Genomic DNA, 18,287 nt, shown 5'->3' with positions numbered 1-18,287 from the left:
CAGCCCGCCGGCCAGCCGCTGCCGGCGCGGGACGTCGGCCCGGCCGCCCGCGGCGGCGGGCCAGGGCGACAGCGACAGGCCGGTGGCGATGCCCACCCAGCCCGCCATCAGCGCCACGGTCAGCCCCTCCTCCCCGGAGAGCCCGTCGCTCAGGCCGCCCGGGTCGTCGACCGCCGACCCCAGCCAGAACGCCAGCATGGCGACGACGGCGAGCAGCGCGCAGCACACGGCGTGCAGCGCCAGGACCAGGCGCCGGCCGCCGATCGGCCACAGCAGGTGCGGGACGAGGTCGATCGCCGTCAGGCCGGGCGGCGGCCGGTCCGCCGCGGCCGCGCGGGCGGCCTGCAGCCGCAGGTGGGCGGCCAGCCGCTCGAGCCAGGCCCGCACCTGGTCGGGGCGGTACGGGGTGCCGTGGTCGCCGCGCGGGGTGAGCTCGGTCGCCGCCGGGACGTAGCTGCCGAGCAGCCTGCCGGCGATCCGCGCCGCCTCCTCGCGGGGATCGGCGCCGGGGTCGGCGGCGAGCAGCGCGGACGGGTCGGCGCCGGACTCCACGGCGGTGACGGTCAGCAGCAGCCGCCACGGGGTGGCGAGCGCGGCGTGGACGGCCGCGTCCGGCAGCGCAGCGAGGATGCCGTCGCGATGTTCGGCGCAGGGGTGCCCGCCGGGCCAGCGGGCGTGCAGGTAGGCGCCGATCTGCTCGGCGGTCAGGTCGTGGAGGTGGATCCTCGCGGCGTCGCCGAGACCGGTCCGGGCCCGCGCCAGCTGGGCGTGGCGGTCCGCACGGCAGGTCACGACGACCGCTCCCGGCCGCCGCCCGGACAGGTCGCTGTAGCGGTTGAGCTCGGCCAGCAGCCCGATCGCCCGGCGCGGCGGGCCGGTGGACGGCTCGGGGTCCAGCTCGTCCAGCCCGTCCACGACGGGCAGCACCCGGCGGTCGCGGACGAGGCGGGCCGCGTCCCGGTCGGCGAGCCCGAAGTCCTGCGCGAGCTGTTCGGCGAGCCACGGCTCGAAGCGGCGCCCGAGGGTCCACCGCGCCGCGTTGAGGCGCACCGGCACCAGGGGACCGCCGCCGGTCATGAACCGCTCCACCAGCTGGAGGACGAGCTCGATGGCCAGGACGGTCTTGCCCGCCCCCGACTCGCCCACGACCATCAGGCGCTGCGGGCGCAGGCGGGCGAAGTACCGGCCGATCGAGTGCAGGTCGTCGGTCGCCTCGCCGGCGGCGCCGTCGTGGCCGAAGGAGACCGGCGCGATGCTGTAGCCGCCGAGCAGCCCCTTGCGGGCCCGGTCCTCCTCGCGGGCCACCCGCCGCGCCAGCAGCCCGGCCGCCGGGTCGGCGGCGGGACCGGCGGGACCGGGGACGGCCTCGCCGGCGGCATCCTCCCCGTCCTGCGGGGCGGGCGGCTCGGTGGTGTCCGGGGCCGGGGCCGTGAGCTCGGCCAGCGTGGTCCGCGCCGCCCGCCAGCGTTCGAGCTCGCGGGGGATCTCCTCGGCCGGATGGTCGCAGTAGCGCAGGCACGCGGCGACGAAGGCCCGCACGAAGTCCCACCGCGGCAGCTTCCCCGTCTGCCGCAGGACGTGCGAGATCGTGCTCTTGGGCAGCCGGTCGATGGTGGCGCCGTCGGGGGTGACCGTCTGGCCGCCGAGCGAGCGGAGCCGGCTCAGCGGCGGCTCGCCCGCCCACTGCTTGAGCCGGACCAGCGTCCGCACGAACTCCTCGACGGAGCCGGCCTCGGACGGGTCGGGCGGGCGGGAGCGGCCCGTGGTCATGGTCGCCCGGCCCTCACCAGCGCCCACGTGAACGTGGACGCCCCGCGCCGGAGGCCGCGGCCGTCCCGCCAGTTCCCCTCCAGCGTCTGGACATGACGGGACTCCATCAGGAAGTTGCGCGCCTCGTCGGACTCGACCAGCTCCCGGCCGACCGCGATGGGGACGAACCCGTGCCGGGGGATGTAGACCCAGCGGCCGCGGTCCCAATCATACGGATCGAACCAGTGGTGGCGGACGGTGCCGGACACCCGCACCTCCGGCCCGGAGCGCGTCAGGACGAAGGAGCCCTGCGAGCGCAGCAGGCTCATCCGGCTGACGTAGAACAGCTCCGTGCCGATGAACGCGTTGATCCGCGCGTCCCAGTGGTCGTTGACCCAGGTCGAGGCGCCGTCCTCCAGCGCCCGCGCCGCGCGCGCGAGCTGCCGCTCGAAGCGGCGCCGGTTCCTGTTCTCGGCCTTCCGGATCACCTTGAAGGAGCGCAGCCAGCGCACCGACAGCGTCCGGGAGGCGCCGGCGCCGTCCATGAAGTGGTTCAGGAAGTCGGCGGCGATCGGATGGATCTCCCGGCTCTCGTCGACGATCGAGCGGAACAGCGCCGCCAGCTCCGGGACGGGCCGTCCCGTGCGGCGCCGGAAACCTCGAAGGAACATGCGTCCGTCCGTCCATGGGGAGTCGTGCCCGGCGGCCGTCGCGACGGTCACCGGCAGGTCCGCCGGAACTTCTGCTGCGGCGCGTAGGTCTTCCACTCGGCGCGGGTGAGGGGGCGGCCCGCGCCGGCGCAGGCCGCGGCGGCGGGATCGGCGGGCAGGGAGACGTCCCACAGCCTCGCCGTCCCATCATCGCCGGCCGTGGCGGCGAGCGTCCCGTCCCGGGCGTAGGCGATCGCGTTCACGTTGCGGGCGTGGCCGGTCAGCGCGGGCCCGATCTCGCGGTGGGTCGGCAGGTCCCAGAGCCGCACGGTGTCGTCGGCGGAGCCGGTGACGAGGGTCGCGCCGTCCGCGCGGAAGGCGAGCGCGGTGACCGGGCCGGTGTGTCCGGCCAGGGCGATGCCGTCGGGGCGGCGGTTCGCAAGGTCCCACAGCCGCACGGTGTGGTCCTCGGCGGTGACGGCGAGGACGCGGCCGTCGGGGCTGAAGGCCAGCGCGTCGAGGAACCCGTCGGTGGTGACGGGCAGGGGCGCGCCCGTCTGCCGCCCCGTGGCCGCGTCGAACACCCGCACCCTGCGGTCGAAACCGGTGGTGGCCAGGACGGCGCCGTCCGGGCTGAGCGCCATCGCCGACAGGACGTCGGTATGGCGGGGGACGCGGACGCGGGGCCCGGCCTCGCGGCGTTCCGCCACCTTCCAGAGCAGCACGGAGCCGCCGTCCTGGACGGCGAGGAGGCCGCCGTCCGGGGTGATCGCGGTCAGCCCGGGGCGCCGCGCCGGGCGCCCCGGCGGGCCGATCGGGCGGCGCGTCGCGAGGTCCCAGATCCACACGCCGCGGGTGCCCGCCTCCACGAGCGTGCGGCCGTCGCGGGCGAACGCGATCCGCTGGACGGAGTCGCCGGGACCCGGCGGACCGTCCGCGGGGACCAGCGGGCCGCCGGCTCGGCGCCGCGTCGCCACGTCCCAGAGCTGGACGGCGAGACCGGACCCGCCGGTGGCGAGGGTCCTGCCGTCGGGGCTGAGCGCGACGGGAGGCCCGCCCGGCATGGCCGCGCCGACCTGCCGGTGGGCGACCGGGTCGCCCAGCCGCACGACGCCGTCGTCGCCGCCGGCGGCGAGGAGCCTCCCGTCGGGGCTGAACCGGACGCGCCGGACGGTGAAGCGGTTGTCCACCAGCTCCGTGCCGACCTGCGCGTGGGTGGTGGTGTCCCACAGGCGGGTGGCGCCGTCGCCGCCCGCCGTGGCGAGCCGTTGGCCGTCGGGGCTGTAGGCGAGCCCGTGCAGGGCGGACGTCATGCCGGGGGCCTTCATGGCGGTTCCAATCTGGCGGTGGGTCGCCGTGTCCCACAGCCGGGCGGTCCCGTCCATCCCCGTGGTCGCCAGGGTCTTCCCGTCAGGGCTTAACGCGACGTCCGTGACCTGGCCGGTGTGCCCGGTGAAGGGCGGGCCGTCCTGCTTGCGGGTGGCGGTGTCCCAGAGCCGGGCCGTGCCGTCCGCGCCCGCGGTCGCCAGGCGGCGGCCGTCCGGACCGAAGGCCACGGCGCTGATCGGCTCGGCGCGGTCGGGCCGGGTCGCGACGCGGCCCATCGCGTCCCCGCGCGCCCGGCGGGAGGCGACGTCCCACAGCTGGACGCCGCCTCTGAGGTCCCCGACCGCGAGGGTCCCGCCGCCGGGGGCGAACGCGATCGCCGATACCGCCGACCCGGTGGTCAGTACCGTGCCGATCTCCCGGTGGGTGGAGACGTCCCAGAAATGGATCGACCCGAGGCAGGCCGAGGCCAGGGTCCGTCCGTCGGGGCTGAAGGCCACCTCGACGTTCGCCCCGGCGCACTCCTCTCGGGGCAGGACGATCGGCGGGCCGAGGGGTCCGCGCGAGACGGTGTCCCAGAACCGCGCCGTCCCGTCCGCGCCGCCGGTGGCGATGACCGAGCCGTTCGGGCTGAAGGCCAGGGACCGGACCGACGACGTGTGCCCGGTGAGGACGCCCCGGCCGGTGTGGGCCGCCGCCGACAGCAGGCGGAGCCGCGCCTCCGGGGTGTGGGCGATCCGCCAAGCGGCCACGGCCAGCAGCGCCGAGGTCGCGGGGTCGCCGGTGACCTCGCTCTGCGCCGCCAGCTGGCGGGAGACCGCCAGGTCGCGCTGCCGCCCGGCGTCGCCCGCCGCGCGGACGGCCGCGCCCGCCGCGATGAGGGCGAGGACGGACAGCGCCGCCAGGCCGCCCAGCATCAGGGCGCGGCGGCGCCCGGCGCGCCGCGCCTCCCGTGTCGAGGCGGCGACGAAGCCCTCGACGGTGGGGCCGGGCGGGGGGAACGCCTCGGGGTCGCGGTCCCAGCGGGGCCGGGCGTCCTGGACCGACAGCAGCCGGCCGCCCCGGTACAGGAAGGCGGGGTCGCGGTTGTGCTCGGCCCATTGCCCGGCGTCCTGGACGAGACGGTCGTACGCCTCCTGCGCGGTGAGATCGGGTTCCAGCCACTGGCGCAGTGTCGGCCACGCGGTCAGCAGCGCGTCGTGGGAGATCTCGACGGCGTCCTCGTGCAGGGTGAGCAGGCGCCGCCCGGCGAACGCCGCCAGCAGCGCCGCGACCCGGGCGCGCCGCTCCGCCGAGTGCGCGGACGCGGCGGCGTGGATCTCGGCCAGCGTCGCCCTGCGCCGCGCCACCCGCCCGCCGGCGGTGATCAGCGTCATCCGCCGGAAGATCGTGAGCGCGGTCTTGCGCTCCTGCGCGCCGAGCCCGCCGAGAACGTCGTCGGCCGTGCGGCGCACGGAGTCGCGGACCCGGCCGGACTCCTCGTAGCCGCGGATGGTCAGCCGGCCGTCCTCGCGCCTGTCCCAGGTGTTGCGCAATGCCTGGGAGAGCAGGGGCAGGTCCCCGGCCTCGTACCGGTCGCCGCCGTCCCGTCCCGCGCGCAGCTCGGCAAGCACGAGGTCCACCAGGCCGGGCTCGATGTCCAGGCCGACGGCGGCGGCGGGGCCGGTGATGGCCAGCCGCAGGTCAGACTCCGTCATCGGCCCGACGATGACCTGGCCGTCCTGGATCGCCTCGGCGAACTGCGGGTAGGCCGCGCAGCGGTCCCAGTAGTCCGCGCGCAGGCCGATGACCACCGCGGCGCCGCCGGGGCCCTCGGCGAGCGCGTGCAGGGCCCGCGCGAAGGTCTGGCGCTCCCGCTCGTCGGCGACCAGCGTGAACAGCTCCTCGAACTGGTCGACGACCAGCACCAGGCGGCCGTCCGGGCCGGGCGGCCCGGACAGGACGCTTCCCGGGTCGTCCCGGAGCCGCTCCTCCACCGCCTCCGCACGGCCGCCGAACGCCCCGGCCCAGGCGGCGGCGAGGGCGCCCAGCGGCCTGGAGGTCGGTGTCACCAGCAGGCGCGCCCAGTCCCGCGACCCGGCGACCGGCAGCCTCCCCCTCGCCAGCGCCGGCATCAGCCCGGCGCGCAGCAGCGACGACTTGCCGACGCCCGAGGCCCCCGAGACGAGCAGGACGGCCCCCCGCTCGGCCACGCGCGGCGCCAGCCTGTCGAGGAGGTCGCGGGTCGCCCCCGCGCGCCCAAAGAACAAATCGGTTCTTTCGGTCTCGAACGGTGCAAGTCCCTGATAAGGGCATAGGGCACCGTCTTCCGCCTCTCCCATGGTCGTCATTCTGGTCAGTCACGGCCATGGCGGCCAAACCCGTTCGAGCGCCCCGGACGGCGGTCGTTGGCGCATTCCCGAGGGGTCGCCGAGAATGCCGAGGTCAGGGCCGATCCGCTCGCAAAGCCGCCGTTCCCCGGCCGTCCAATCCCGTTCGAGTTCGTCCGACAGGTTGTCCGACCAGCTTGAACGCCCCTTCGATGGAGCAGCGGGGAAGCATGGCTCGAGTTCTGAGGGGGCTGCGATGAGAGCCGAAGTCGTCCGGGATTTCACCGTCCTGGGAACGTTGCGGATGTCCATGGGGGGCGATGAGCGGATCATCACCGCCAGCAAAGAACGCGTGATCGCCGGTGCCCTGCTGCTCCACGCGAACGAAACCGTCCCGGTGGACCGGCTCGTCGAGTACGTCTGGGAGAAACCCCCGCGCGCCGCACGGGCGTCCCTGTATTCGATGGTCAAACGGCTGAGGCTGTCCTTGGGCGATCACGACGTCATCCGGACCGCCAGCTCGGGGTACGTGATCGAGACGAGGCCCGGCGAACTGGACCTGCACAGCTTCCAGGCGCTCCACCAGGCCGCGCGGAGCGCGCGGGAGCGCGGCGAGACGGCCGTCGAGCGGGAGCGGCTCGGCGAGGCGCTGGCCCTGTGGCGCGGCCCGGCGCTGGCCGACGTGCCCTCGCCGGCGCTGCACCATTCGCTCGTCCCGAGGCTGGAGGAGCTGCGGCTGGAGGCGATCGGCCGCCAGGTCGAGCTCGACCTGGCGGCCGGGCGGCACGTGCGGCTCGTGGGGCAGCTCAGGGAGCTGACGCGCGAGCATCCGCTGCGGGAGGGCTTCTGGAGCCTGCTCATGCTGGCCCTGTACCGGTGCAACCGCCAGGCCGAGGCGCTGGCCGCCTTCCACCAGGTGCGCCGCGTCCTGGACGCCGAGCTGGGCATCGAGCCCGGCGGCGAGCTGCGGGACCTGTACCAGCGGATCCTGCGGGCCGACCCGGACCTCGATCCGGCCGACGCCGGCGCCGCCGTTGTCTTCTCGCCCGCGCCCGGCGCCACCGTTCAGGACGCCGCCCAGGACGCCCCTCCCGGTACCACCGGGCTCACCGGCCCGGACGGCGTGCCCTCCCCCGCCGGGACGGACGAGCACGCCTGGAACGAGCTGTGCCAGCTCCCGCCCGCGGCGGCGGACTTCGTCGCCCGCGACCTGGAGCGGGGGCTGATGGTCGGCCACCTGGCCGGTCCAGAGCGGCGGCGGGTTCTGGTGCTGTGGGGGCCAGGGGGCGTGGGGAAGACGGAGCTGGCCGTCCAGGTCGCCCACGACCTGCGGGCCCACTACCCCGACGGCCAGTGGTACGTGGCGTTGAACGGCACCGGCGGGTCGCCCCGGCCCCTCGCCGACGTCCTGGCCGACCTGCTGATCGCCGTCGGCGTGCCCGCCGGGCGGCTGCCCCGGTCCGCCGAGGCACGCGCCGCGGTGCTGCGGGCCCGGATCTCCGACCGGCGCGTCCTGCTGGTGCTCGACGACGCCGCGGACGTCGCGCAGGTCCAGGCGATGCTGCCGGGGACGGCCAGCGCCGCCGTCCTGATCACCAGCCGGTCGGCGCTCGGCGAGCTGGCGGGGGCGCGGCGCCACCGGCTGGGCTCGCTGTCGTCCGAGGAGTCCGTCACCATGCTCCGCGCCGCGCTCGGGGAGGAGCGCGTCGGCGAGGAGATCCCGGCCGCCCGGGAGCTGGCCCGCAGGTGCTCCGGGATGCCGCGGGCGCTGCGGTCGGTGAGCGCGCGCCTGCACGCGCAGCCCGGGCTCGGCCTGGGCGACCTCGTCCGGGGGGTGTGCACCGGGCACGGGCACAGGGAGGAGCCCGGCCCCGGCGCCGGGCCGCCGCTGCGGGAGGCCCTCCCCGTCCGGCTGGGGCCGGTGCCCAGGACGTCCGGCCGCCTCTAGGACGTGTAGGGGCGGCGGGCCTTGGCCTCCCGGAGCGCCAGGGCCCACCAGGCCAGCTGGTCGAGCATCACCTTCGCGGCGAGGTCGGCGCCCGCGCGGTCACGGGGGAAACCACCGTCGTCGCCGAAGTGGTCGAGGACGGAGGGGAAGCAGACCGCGTCGCGGACGCCGACCGCGTGCAGTTCCGCCAGCACCTGGCGCAGATGCTCGACCGCGCGCACCCCTCCGCCCCGGCTCAGCCCGTAGGACACGAACCCGACGGGCTTGGCGCGCCACTCGGTGGTGCAGCAGTCGATGGCCGTCTTGAGCACGCCGGAGAAGCTGTGGTTGTACTCGGGCGCCACCATGACGTAGGCGTCGGCAGCGCCGATCCGCGGCCGGTAGGCGGCCACCTCGGGCGACTCCTCGTCCGGCGACGGCGGCAGCCGGGCGTCGAGCAGGTCGACGACGTCGGCGACCATGTCGGGGCGCTGAGCCAGGTGGCCGGTGAACCACGAGACCACGTGCGGGGCCAGGCGCTCAGGCCGGGCGCTTCCCACGATCACTGCGAGCCGGATCGGCTCCCGGTCGGCGGCCATGCCGCTCCTTCCGTCGGTGTCCCGCCAGCGCGGCCGCGAGGCCGGCCGCCGAGAGCGCGGTGATGAACAGGGCCGCGGGCCCGGGGTCCCCCGCGCCGGCCCGGGGCCAGGGTTCCGCCGGCAGCAGCGCGACCGTGAGGGTCAGCGCGAGCGCGCCGCCGAGCTGCACCGCCGCCTGATAGACGGCGGTGGTCATCGGCCGGTCCCGGTCGGGAACGCCGGCCAGGGCCTGCGTGTGCAGGGCCGTGAACTGGAGAACGAAACCCGCCCCGACCAGCAGGAGGGTCGGCAGGACGTGCGCCGCGTAGGACGGGTCCGAGGCGTGCGGCAGGTACAGCGCGTACCCGAGGGGCGGGGCGAGCGCACCCGCGACGATCAGGCGCCGCGCGCCGAAGCGGCTCACCAGCCGCCCGGAGCGCGGCGCCGCGAGCGCGAGCGGCAGGGCCGCGGGCAGGAACGCGAGGGCCGTTTCCAGCGGGGACCATCCGGCCCGCGACTGCCACTGGAAGGTCAGCAGGAAGAGCAGCCCCCAGTAGGGCCCGTTGAGCGCGGCCGCGCCCACGGCCGAGCGGACGAGCGAGGCGTTCGCCAGGACCCGCCTGCGCAGGAGCGGCCGCGGGACGGAGCGCTCCAGGGCGGCGGCGGCCGCCGTGAGCAGGGCGGCGCCCGCGAGGGATCCCGCCGCGGCGGGCCACGCGGCCCGCCCCGCGCACTGGATCCCCCAGAGCACCAGCCCCGCGGCGGTGAGGAAGAGGACCGCGCCGGTGACCCCCCGGATCCGCGCGCCCGCCGCGGCGGGCCCGCCGGGCGGGCCGGAGGGGACCCGGAACCACCCGAGCGCGAGCAGCGCCGCCGCGACCGGCACCGGGAAGAGGAAGGTCCACCGCCAGCTCGCCTCGGTCAGCAGGCCCGACAGCGGCAGGCCCGCGCAGAACCCGCCCGCGCCGGCCAGCGAGTACAGCGACAGCGCGCGGGCGCGCGCCGGGCCCTCCGGGAACTCGGCGCCGATCACGGCCAGTCCCGTGGGGGCGGTCAGCGCGACGCACAGGCCCTTGACGACGCGTCCGGCCACCAGCGGGCCCGCGTGCGAGGCCAGCCCGCACAGCAGGGACGCGGCGGCGAACCCGGCCAGGGCCGCGAGGTACACCCGCCGCCGCCCGAACAGCCCGACCAGGCGGCCGCCGGAGGGCAGCAGCCCGCCGAACCCGAGGGCGAAGCCGCTCATCAGCCACTGCGCGGCGGCCGGAGACGAACCGAGGTCCGCGCCGGCCGCCGGAAGCGCGACGACCGTGGTGGAGACCTCCAGGGCGTCGAGGAGCATGGTCCCCGACAGGACGAGCAGCAGCCCGCGCGTCCCCCGGCCCGCGCTCGTCCTGGACGGCGGGGCGTCCGTCGCCGCTCGCCTCATGGCGCCTCCTCCTCCGGGTCCGGCGGTCGTCGGTCTCGGGCTCAGCCCGCCAGCGTCCCGCCGGTGGCGTCCAGGAAGGCGCCGGTGACCCAGCGGGCGTCGTCGGAGGCGAGGAACCCGATCACGTCGGCGACGTCGGCGGGCTCGCCGACGCGACCGAAGGCCGACAGCGCCGCCATCTGCTCCACGGCCTCCGGGACGCCGAAGACGGGGTTGTCGTTGCGGGTGATGCCGGGCGCGACGCTGTTGACGGTGATGCGCCGCGGCCCGAGGTGCTTGGCGTAGTGCAGGGCCAGCATCTCGACGGCGCCCTTCGTCATCGCGTAGGCGATCTCCTGGGGGTTGGCGAACCGGGTGAGGCCCGAGGAGATGTTGATGATGCGGCCGCCGTCCGGCATGAGGGCCAGCGCGCGCTGGATGATGAAGAACGGGGCCTTGGCGTTCACCGCCACCAGCTCGTCGAACTGCTCGGAGACCGTGTCCTCGGGGGCGACGCCGCCCATGATGCCGGCGTTGTTCACCAGGATGTCGAGCTTCGGCTCACCCTCGCCGTGCTTGGCGAGGCCGGCCTCCAGCCCCGTGAAGAGCGCGTCGACGTCCCCGCGGACGCCGAGGAGCGCCCCGACGGGGAACGCGCGCCCGCCCGCGTCCTCGATGCCCGCCACGACGCGTTCGGCCGCCGCTGCGTCGGTGCCGTAGTGCACGGCCACCAGGGCGCCGTCCCGCGCCAGGCGTTCGGCCGTGGCGCGGCCGATCCCCCTGCTCGCGCCGGTGACCAGGGCCGTCTTGCCGGCGAGCCCGCCGTGGTTCGCGGTGTGGTCGCTCATGTCAGTCCTCCTGAGAGATGGAGATGCCGGTCAGGTCGAGGCGGGGTTCGGGGACGCCCTCGGCGGGCCGTCCGCTCGTCCAGACCACCCGCAGTTCCAGCCGCTCGAAGCGCCAGCCGTCCGGGGTGCGGACGGCCGTCCCGCCGAGGCGCGCGCCGAGCTGGAAGTGGGCCTCGCCCTCCGCGGACCTGGACGCGGAGGGGTGGACGTGGGTGGCGAGCATGTTCCAGCGGACGTCCGCGCTGTCGCCGTCGAGCGAGACGAGGTGGTCGGTCGCGTGGTGGTGGGTGCGCTCCCAGCGCCCCATGAACCGCGCGGTGAAGTCGGCCAGCCCGCCCACGCCCTCGTGCCCGCCGACGGGGAAGGCGACGGCGGCGTGCTCGGCGAAGATCGAGCGGGCCCACGCGTCGTCGAACCGCCCGTCGTCGAGCGAGGAGGTGTACCGGCCGATCAGGTCCGTGATCTCGGCGCGGTCGGCGAGGCGGGCGATCTCGGCGGGCGGCCCGGCCCCGTCCCGCGACCATGCCCCCCGCTGTGCCCCCTCCAGTGGCGCGGCCGTGAGCGGGGCACCGGCCCAGCGGCGCAGCGCCGGGACCGGGCCGGCGGACGCGGCGTCCGGCGCGGCCCAGGCCACGTGACCGTCGGGGCGGATCAGGACCGCGTCGGTCCCGGCGAGGGGGTCGTCCGGGTCGAGGCCGTGCGGCCGGGCGGTCACGATGTCGACGCGGTCGGACCACGGCGAGGCGAGGTCGCGCAGCGCGGGGTCGCCCGACAGGTCCAGCAGCACGCCCCGGCCGCGGTGCAGCAGCTCGGTGGTGGTGGTCTTGCCCGCGGCGCCGACCAGTTCCCGGCCCGGCATGCGCAGCCCCAGCAGGGGATGGTCGCCCGGTCCCATGTCGTACCGGATCTCCAGGCCGCTGACCATGCCGACCAGGTGCCGGGCGACCTCCTCGTAGGCCATCAGCTCGGTCATGACGTCGCGCAGCGGCCGCATCTCCTCGCCCGAGAGGAAGAGGAGGCCCTGCGCCCGCGTGTTGGTCAGCAGCCGCCGGCCGACGGGATGGCGCTCGGAATGGTAGGTGTCGAGCAGGCCGGGCGGCGCCCAGCCCGCCACCTCGGCGGCGAGCTTCCAGCCGAGGTTGACGGCGTCCTGGACGCTGGTGTTCATCCCCTGGCCGCCGGCCGGCAGGTGGACGTGCGCCGAGTCGCCCGCGAGGAGCACCCTCCCCCTGCGGTACTCGGTGGCCTGGCGGGTCGCGTCGCCGAACGCGCTCACCCACTCGGGCGTGCCGTGGCTGATGTCCTCGCCGGTCAGCCGCTGCCAGGCGTCGGCCACCTCCCGCCAGGGCGGCGGTCCGGTGCGGCGGCGCGGCGGCGTGCCGCGCTCGCAGACGATGATGCGGTCGACGCCCTCGGCGATCGACACGGCCATCACCATGCCGCCGGGCACCGTCTCGCCGATGAGGCGCGGGCGGATGCCGCAGCCGCGGACGTCGGCGAGGAACATCTCCAGGGTCGCGTCGGTGCCCGGGAAGTCGAATCCGGCCGCCTTGCGGACGAGGCTGCGGCCCCCGTCACAGCCGACCAGGTACGCCGCGCGCAGCGTGTGCGCGCCGGACGGTCCCCGGACGTCCGCCTCGACGGCGTCGCCGAGGTCGCGCAGGCCGGTGAGCTCGTGGCCGCGGCGCAGGTCGGCGCCGGTCTCGGCGGCCCACTCCGCCAGCATGGCCTCGGTGCGCGCCTGCGAGACGTTCTTGGCGCCGTAGTGGGCGCCCGGCACGACCCCGAAGTCCAGGGGCAGGCCGCCGAAGTGCCCGCGGTCGCTCGTCTCGACGGGGCCGAAGCGCGGCAGCAGGCCGCGCTGGTCGAACACCTCCAGCGTGCGGGCGGTGAAGCCCAGCCCGCGGGACTGGCCGGTCGGCTCCGGCAGCCGTTCGAGGACGATCACCTCCGTGCCCGCGGTGCGCAGTTCGCCCGCGAGCATCAGCCCCGCGGGCCCGCCGCCCACGACGATCACCTGGGCGTCCATGTCGTTCTCCTCTCCCCGGGGTCTCATGAGGTCTTGCCGCGCCGGACCGGAAGCCTGTCGAGGGCGTGGAACGTCGCGGACGGGCGCCTGGTGAGGTCCTCGTCCGCGAGGGCCAGGTCCGGGAAGCGGGCGAACAGCCGCCGCAGCGTCTCCTCGGCCTCCACCCGGCCGAGCGCGCGGCCGATGCAGTAGTGGCCGCCGCCGCCGAAGGAGATGTGGCCGGGATCGGGCCGCAGGATGTCGAACCTGTCGGGGTCGTCGTAGCGGTCCGGGTCGCGGTTGGCCGCCACCATGTCCACGACGACCTGCTCCCCCTCGCGGATGGGCGTCCCGGCGAGCACGACGTCCCGGGTGGCGGTCCGGCTGAGGTAGGCGATCGGCGAGTCGAGCCGCAGCACCTCCTCGACGGCGGAGGCGGCCAGCCCGGGCTTGTCGCGCATGCGCCGCAGCTCGGCGGGATGGCCGAGCAGGGACAGGGCCCCGTTGACGATGAGATGGGCGGGGGGCTCGTGCCCGGCGATGAGGATCTGCACGATCATCGTGAGCAGTTCCTCGGCCGGGAGCGGCTCGCCGTCCAGCTCCAGCGTGGCCAGGGAGCTGATGAGGTCGCGGCCCGGGTTCGCCCGCCGCTCGGGCAGGAACGGCAGCAGGAACAGCGCGCAGCCCCGGACCGCCTCGCCCGCGTCCAGGAGCTGCTGCTCGGTCGGCCTGAGCTCCAGCACGGTGAAGATCCGCGACGCGAACCCGAGCAGCGCCCGCGCGCCGGCGACGCCGATGTCCAGCAGTTCGGCGATCACCCCGATCGTGACCGGGTAGGCCACGTCGGCGACGACGTCGAAGACGGGCCGGTCCGCCACGCCGTCCAGGGCAGCGTCGACGATGGCGCCGATCCGCGGGCGCATCTCGCCGACGCGCTTGGGGGCGAGGTCGCGCGACACCGCGAGGCGGAACCGGTCGTGCGCGGGGCCGTCCATGAACAGCTGGAGCATGGCGTTCAGCAGCGACGGCAGCTCGTCGAAGCCGCCGAGCCGCGGGAGCAGGCTGTCGAGCCGGTCGGTGACGAACCCCGCGTCGCTCAGCACCGTCCGCGCCGCCTCGTGGGACGAGACGACGTAGACCTCCATCTCCTCGTCGTAGCGCACCGGCTCGTCGCCCTCGGCGAACGCGCGGATCCGGGCGGTCACGAGACGTCCTCCGCCACCGTGTCCTCCACCACCGCGTCCCCTACCACCGGGTCGCCCGCCGCTTCGGCGGCGGCCCAGAACTCGGCGTCGCGGCGGCCGAGCGGTGTCGCCGGCGGCCGCTCGCCGTCCAGTTCCGCCCGGATGGCGGCCCAGTGCCCGGTGGACCCGAGCGCGCCGAGGATGGCGGTGACGCCCGCGTCCATGCGCACGAAGAACAGCACGTCCGGGGGCATGTTCATCCGCTTGACGACCGCGCCGTGCGGGCCGAACGGGGAGAACAGCCGCCGGGCCACCGACGCGGCGTGCTCGGGGGTGTAGGCGAAGGGCTGCTCGGCGGTCATCGGGCGCCACTGCTCCGACATCCAGCCGAGCAGTTCCTCGGGGTCGGGCGCGCGGCCGGGCAGGATCGAGCCGAGGGCCGCCGACGCCCGCCAGGTGCGCTCGGCGTCCCCGGCGACCCCGGCCCGGATCATCTCGACCAGGTGCCCCAGTTTGTCCTCCGGGTAGTTCTTGACGCAGCCGAAGTCCAGGAAGGTGACCGAGCCGTCGGTGTGGAACAGGTAGTTGCCGGGGTGCGGGTCGGCGTAGGCCATCCGGAACCGGCGCAGCCCGCCCCAGACGAACCGGTAGATGACCTCCCCCCAGGCGTCCCGCAGCTCCTGCCCGTGCCCGGCGGCCTCCGCCCACGTCATCCCGTCGGCGAACTCCATGGTCAGCACGCGCCGGGTGGACAGCTCCCCGATCACCTCCGGCACCCGGACGAACGGGTGGCCGCGGTAGGCGGCGGCGAAACCGGACTGCGCGGCCGCCTCGGCGCCGTAGTCGATCTCCTCGCCGATGCGCGCCGCGATCTCGGCCACCAGCGCCCGGGTGTCGACCTTCGGCATGCCCGGCGTGATCACCCCCGCGACCCGCAGGAACGTCGCGAGCAGGTCCACGTTGGCGAGATCGGCGCGGATCGCCTCCTCGACGCCCGGGTACTGGACCTTCACCGCCACCGCCCGGCCGTCGCGCAGCCTGGCCCGGTGCACCTGGCCGATGGACGCGGCGGCGAACGGCAGCGGCTCGAACTCGGCGTAGAGCTCGCCGGGCGGGGCCCCCAGCTCCGCCTCGACGACCGCCGCCGCGTCCTGCGGGGCCATCGGCGGCGCCTCCGACTGAAGCTGCTGGAGCGCCTCGCGGTAGGGCGTCGGCTCGCCGGGGTCGGGTGGCGTGCTCAGCGACATGAAGGAGACGATCTGCCCGGCCTTCATGAGGACGCCGCGTGACCTGCCGAGCAGTTCCGCGTACCGGTCCGCGGCCCGCCGCCGGGCCGCGGCGCTCGCGCCCTCCTGCCGGCCCACCCGCTGCTGCAGGGCGGCGACCATGCTCTCGCCCGCGGTGCGCCCGGCGAGCGTCGCCAGCGGCAGCACCCGCCGCACCCGCCCGGCGGGAACCGGACCGGCGGGTTCACGGGGTTGTCCTGCCATTGCGTTCCTCTCCTTCGAAGTAGCCGCGATCATCTGGGCGGGCGCTCGCGCGGCCCGCCGGGTGGCGGGGCCGGTCAGGGCCGGGCCCGTGCGCCCGGGTCGCCGATGCCGGAGACGTCGGCGACCTCAGACGCGAACTGCCGGAGGTTCTCCTCGGCGCGGCCGTCGAGGTCCACCGGGCCGAGCGCGGCCACGGCCTCGGCGGCCAGCGCCGCGCACTCGCGCCGGACGCGGTCGTGGACGCCGAGGTCGCGCAGCAGGTCCTGGGCGGCCGGGATCTCGGCCTCGGGCAGCCGCCCCGCCTCGATCCGGTCGAGCAGGTCCGCCGCGCCGGGCCCGGGACGCGCCCGCGCGCGATGATCGTCCGCGAGGCGCTCGCGGGCGAACGCGAGCAGCGGGGTCCGCTTGCCCTGCCGCAGGTCGTCGCCCACGGGCTTGCCCGACACGGCGGGGTCGCCGAGAGCGCCGATCAGGTCGTCCCGGAGCTGGAAGGCGAGGCCCGCGCACCGCCCGTAGGCGGAGAAGGCGCCGCCGAGCTCCGGCAGCCGGCCCGCGACGGCCGCGCCGAGCCGCAGCGGCCCCTGCACGGTGTAGCGGGCCGTCTTGTACCGGGCGATGACCTCCGGGTCGGGTCCGCCGCCGGCGGGCCGCGCCGCCGCGAGGAGGTCGAGGTACTGGCCGACGCAGACGTCCTTGGCCATCTCGAAGAACTCCCGCTGAGCCTGCGGGCCGGAACCGGCGAGCAGGCCCATGGCCCCGAAGAACGCGTAGTCGCCGACCGTGATGGCGACGCCCTCGCCGAACCGGCGCGGCTCCCCCGCGTACGCGGAGCGCAGATGCGTCTCACCGAAACGGGCATGGGTGGTCGGCGCGCCGCGGCGGGTCGGCGAGTCGTCCATCACGTCGTCGTGCACCAGGTAGGCGGTGTGCAGCAGTTCCAGTGCGGCGCCGAGGTCGATGACGCGCGGGTCGCCGGGGGCTCCGCCGGCGGCGGTGAACCCCAGGAAGGCGAGCGCGGGGCGCAGCCGCTTGCCGCCGCCGAACACGGCGGTCCGGACCGCCTCGACGACGTCCGGCGCGGACGCCCCGACCGGCGCGTAACGCTCGTGGTCGTCGCGCAGCTCCGCGCGCAGGCGCGCGTCGACGAGACCGCCGACGTGGCGCACCGTCGCGCGGATGCCGAGGGGGACGGCGTCCGGTCGCACGCCCCTGGCCGTTCCGGTGCTCATGCGGTCCGCCTCTCGTCCCGTCGTGATTCCAAGCGGGGCGGGCCGAAGCACCGGCGCAGCGCCCCGGCCAGGTCTCCGTCCTCTCCGTCGGCCCACGCGACGTGACCGTCCGGCCGCAGGAGCAGAGAGCGGAGCCCGCCGAACGCCTCGGCCGCCGGTGCCGTCACTGGGGCCGGTTCAGGGGGCGCGGCGTCCACGACGGTGAGGCGCGGCCACCGGCCCGAGGCAAGCGCAACGGCCTCGGCGCCGGCGTGCGGTGAACCGGGCAGCCTGATCAGGACGCCCCGGCCCTCCCCCCACAGCCGGGACGTGGAGACCGCTCCCCGTCCGGCGATCCGCAGTTCCACCTCGGGCACGCGGCGGCCGACCAGCGGATGGCGGCCCGTCCCGTACCGGACGTCCAGGCCACTGACCAGGCCCGCGATGTGGTCGCGCGCCGCCTCCCCGGCGAGCAGCTCGGCCAGGACGGTGCGCATCGGCGTCACCTCCGGGCCGCCGAGCAGCAGGGCCTCCTGCGCCAGCACGAAACGGAGCACCCGCGCGCCGACCGGGTGCCGTTCGGCGTGGTAGCCGTCCAGGACGCTCTCGCCCGGCTCCTCCCCGTCCGCTCCCCCGCCGCCCCCGGCACCGCGCACGGCCGCGGCGAGCCGCCAGCCGAGGTTCACGGCGTCCTGCAGCGCGATGTTGAGCGACTGGCCGCCGATCGGCAGGTGCCGGTGCGCGGCGTCGCCCGCGAGCAGCACCCGGCCCCGCCGGTAGGCGGTGACCTGGCCGTGGGCGTTGCCGAACGCGTCCGTCCAGACGGGCCGCCCTCCGGAGATGTCCTCTCCGGTGACCCGCGACCACAGCTCGGCGATCTCGGCGAAGGCGGGCGGGCGGTCGCGCGGGACGGGGGCCCGCCCGAAGGCGTGCACCATCACACGGGTCACGCCCCGCCGCGTCGCGGCGACGGCCAGGCCGTGCTCCAGCCGCTCGAACCGGCGGTCCCGGACGGCGAGGCCGGTGACGTCGGCCCGCAGCAGCTCCCTGGTCGCCGCCGCGCCGGGGAACGCGAAGCCGGCGAGCCCCCGGACGGCGCCGTCCTCGCCGTCGCACCCCACGGCGAACGCCGCGCGCAGCGTCCGGCCGCCGTCCGGGCCGTCCACCTGGACGGCGACGTGGTCGCCGGCGTCGTCCAGCCCCCGTACCTCGAAGGGCCGGAGGACGACCGCGCCGAGCCCCCTCGCCCGCCGGGTCAGCGCCGCCTCGGTCCGGTACTGGGGCACCTTCCAGTTGCCCGCGTACGCGCTGTCGACCCGCGACAGGTCGAAGGTCAGCCCGCCGAAGTGCGCCTTGGGCTCCGGCTGCGCCTCGGCCAGCAGGCCGTCGAGGCCGCGTGCGTGGAAGATCTCCGCGGTGCGGGTGTTGAGCTGGGACGCCCGGGTCTCGCGCAGCGGGCCGGCCAGCCGGTCCACGACGATCACCGAGACCCCGGCCGTCCGCAGCTCCCCGGCGAGCATGAGGCCGGCCGGGCCCGCGCCCACGATCACCACCTCGGCGTCGAGCGGCCCGCGGTCGAGCGGCTCGCGTGTCCTCCCCATG

12 protein-coding genes are annotated in these 18,287 nt (G+C 76.2%); 1 reads left to right on the top strand and 11 read right to left on the bottom strand.

Features of this window, described 5'->3' with window-relative positions; genetic code table 11:
• From E1291_RS16935 to E1291_RS16925, 3 genes are all read right to left on the bottom strand, one after another.
• A partial coding sequence (locus E1291_RS16935; protein ID WP_131738774.1) for an NACHT domain-containing protein occupies nucleotides 1-1,770 on the bottom strand: 1,770 nt, incomplete at its 3' end.
• On the bottom strand, nucleotides 1,767-2,471 hold the full coding sequence (locus tag E1291_RS16930; protein WP_131738773.1) for a hypothetical protein: 705 nt from the start codon (nucleotides 2,469-2,471) through the stop codon (nucleotides 1,767-1,769). The genes E1291_RS16935 and E1291_RS16930, both read right to left, overlap by 4 nt.
• Nucleotides 2,468-6,046 carry an nSTAND1 domain-containing NTPase gene (locus E1291_RS16925; protein WP_370770994.1) on the bottom strand — a complete coding sequence of 1,193 codons (3,579 nt, stop codon included), beginning with the start codon at nucleotides 6,044-6,046 and terminating at the stop codon, nucleotides 2,468-2,470. The genes E1291_RS16930 and E1291_RS16925 overlap by 4 nt, the downstream gene beginning before the upstream one ends.
• A gap of 244 nt (nucleotides 6,047-6,290) precedes the next feature.
• On the opposite strand from E1291_RS16925, the gene E1291_RS16920 reads away from it, so the two are divergent.
• Nucleotides 6,291-7,982: an AfsR/SARP family transcriptional regulator gene (locus tag E1291_RS16920; protein ID WP_165495151.1), complete on the top strand. Its 1,692-nt coding sequence runs from the start codon at nucleotides 6,291-6,293 to the stop codon at nucleotides 7,980-7,982.
• Here E1291_RS16920 and E1291_RS16915 read toward each other — a convergent pair.
• The 8 genes from E1291_RS16915 to E1291_RS44650 form a co-directional block, all read right to left on the bottom strand.
• Nucleotides 7,979-8,560, bottom strand: a complete 582-nt coding sequence (locus E1291_RS16915; protein ID WP_131738770.1) for an NADPH-dependent FMN reductase — start codon at nucleotides 8,558-8,560, stop codon at nucleotides 7,979-7,981. The genes E1291_RS16920 and E1291_RS16915 overlap by 4 nt on opposite strands.
• On the bottom strand, nucleotides 8,502-9,968 hold the full coding sequence (locus E1291_RS16910) for an MFS transporter (RefSeq protein ID WP_131738769.1): 1,467 nt from the start codon (nucleotides 9,966-9,968) through the stop codon (nucleotides 8,502-8,504). Before E1291_RS16910 ends, E1291_RS16915 begins: the two co-directional genes overlap by 59 nt.
• Nucleotides 9,969-10,009: 41 nt before the next feature.
• Nucleotides 10,010-10,795 carry an SDR family oxidoreductase gene (locus E1291_RS16905; RefSeq protein ID WP_131738768.1) on the bottom strand — a complete coding sequence of 262 codons (786 nt, stop codon included), beginning with the start codon at nucleotides 10,793-10,795 and terminating at the stop codon, nucleotides 10,010-10,012.
• A 1-nt stretch (nucleotide 10,796) separates the two neighbouring features.
• Nucleotides 10,797-12,824 carry an FAD-dependent monooxygenase gene (locus E1291_RS16900; RefSeq protein ID WP_165495150.1) on the bottom strand — a complete coding sequence of 676 codons (2,028 nt, stop codon included), beginning with the start codon at nucleotides 12,822-12,824 and terminating at the stop codon, nucleotides 10,797-10,799.
• 23 nt (nucleotides 12,825-12,847) lie between these two features.
• Nucleotides 12,848-14,008, bottom strand: coding sequence for a cytochrome P450 (locus E1291_RS16895; RefSeq protein ID WP_131738767.1), 1,161 nt, complete (start codon nucleotides 14,006-14,008; stop codon nucleotides 12,848-12,850).
• Nucleotides 14,005-15,477: an ABC1 kinase family protein gene (locus E1291_RS16890; protein WP_131738766.1), complete on the bottom strand. Its 1,473-nt coding sequence runs from the start codon at nucleotides 15,475-15,477 to the stop codon at nucleotides 14,005-14,007. The genes E1291_RS16895 and E1291_RS16890 overlap by 4 nt, the downstream gene beginning before the upstream one ends.
• Before the next feature lie 74 nt (nucleotides 15,478-15,551).
• Entirely contained in the window at nucleotides 15,552-16,706 is a 1,155-nt protein-coding gene (locus E1291_RS16885) for a polyprenyl synthetase family protein (protein ID WP_131738765.1), read from the bottom strand.
• Complete coding sequence (locus E1291_RS44650; protein ID WP_131738764.1) at nucleotides 16,703-18,286, bottom strand: FAD-dependent monooxygenase; 1,584 nt, start codon at nucleotides 18,284-18,286, stop codon at nucleotides 16,703-16,705. Before E1291_RS44650 ends, E1291_RS16885 begins: the two co-directional genes overlap by 4 nt.
• Nucleotide 18,287 lies beyond the last annotated feature (1 nt).

The organism is Actinomadura roseirufa, assembly GCF_900659635.1.
GTDB classification, from domain to species: Bacteria; Actinomycetota; Actinomycetes; order Streptosporangiales; family Streptosporangiaceae; genus Spirillospora; species Spirillospora roseirufa.
This window is presented reverse-complemented; position numbering and strand designations above follow the sequence as displayed.

Excerpts from the sequence above, each read along its gene's own strand:
- E1291_RS16925 (WP_370770994.1), bottom strand. The coding sequence starts at position 6,046 with ATGGGAGAGGCGGAAGACGGTGCCCTATGCCCTTATCAGGGACTTGCA.
- E1291_RS16920 (WP_165495151.1), top strand. The coding sequence starts at position 6,291 with ATGAGAGCCGAAGTCGTCCGGGATTTCACCGTCCTGGGAACGTTGCGG.
- E1291_RS16915 (WP_131738770.1), bottom strand. The coding sequence starts at position 8,560 with ATGGCCGCCGACCGGGAGCCGATCCGGCTCGCAGTGATCGTGGGAAGC.
- E1291_RS16910 (WP_131738769.1), bottom strand. The coding sequence starts at position 9,968 with ATGAGGCGAGCGGCGACGGACGCCCCGCCGTCCAGGACGAGCGCGGGC.
- E1291_RS16905 (WP_131738768.1), bottom strand. The coding sequence starts at position 10,795 with ATGAGCGACCACACCGCGAACCACGGCGGGCTCGCCGGCAAGACGGCC.
- E1291_RS16900 (WP_165495150.1), bottom strand. The coding sequence starts at position 12,824 with ATGGACGCCCAGGTGATCGTCGTGGGCGGCGGGCCCGCGGGGCTGATG.
- E1291_RS16890 (WP_131738766.1), bottom strand. The coding sequence starts at position 15,477 with ATGGCAGGACAACCCCGTGAACCCGCCGGTCCGGTTCCCGCCGGGCGG.
- E1291_RS16885 (WP_131738765.1), bottom strand. The coding sequence starts at position 16,706 with ATGAGCACCGGAACGGCCAGGGGCGTGCGACCGGACGCCGTCCCCCTC.
- E1291_RS44650 (WP_131738764.1), bottom strand. The coding sequence starts at position 18,286 with ATGGGGAGGACACGCGAGCCGCTCGACCGCGGGCCGCTCGACGCCGAG.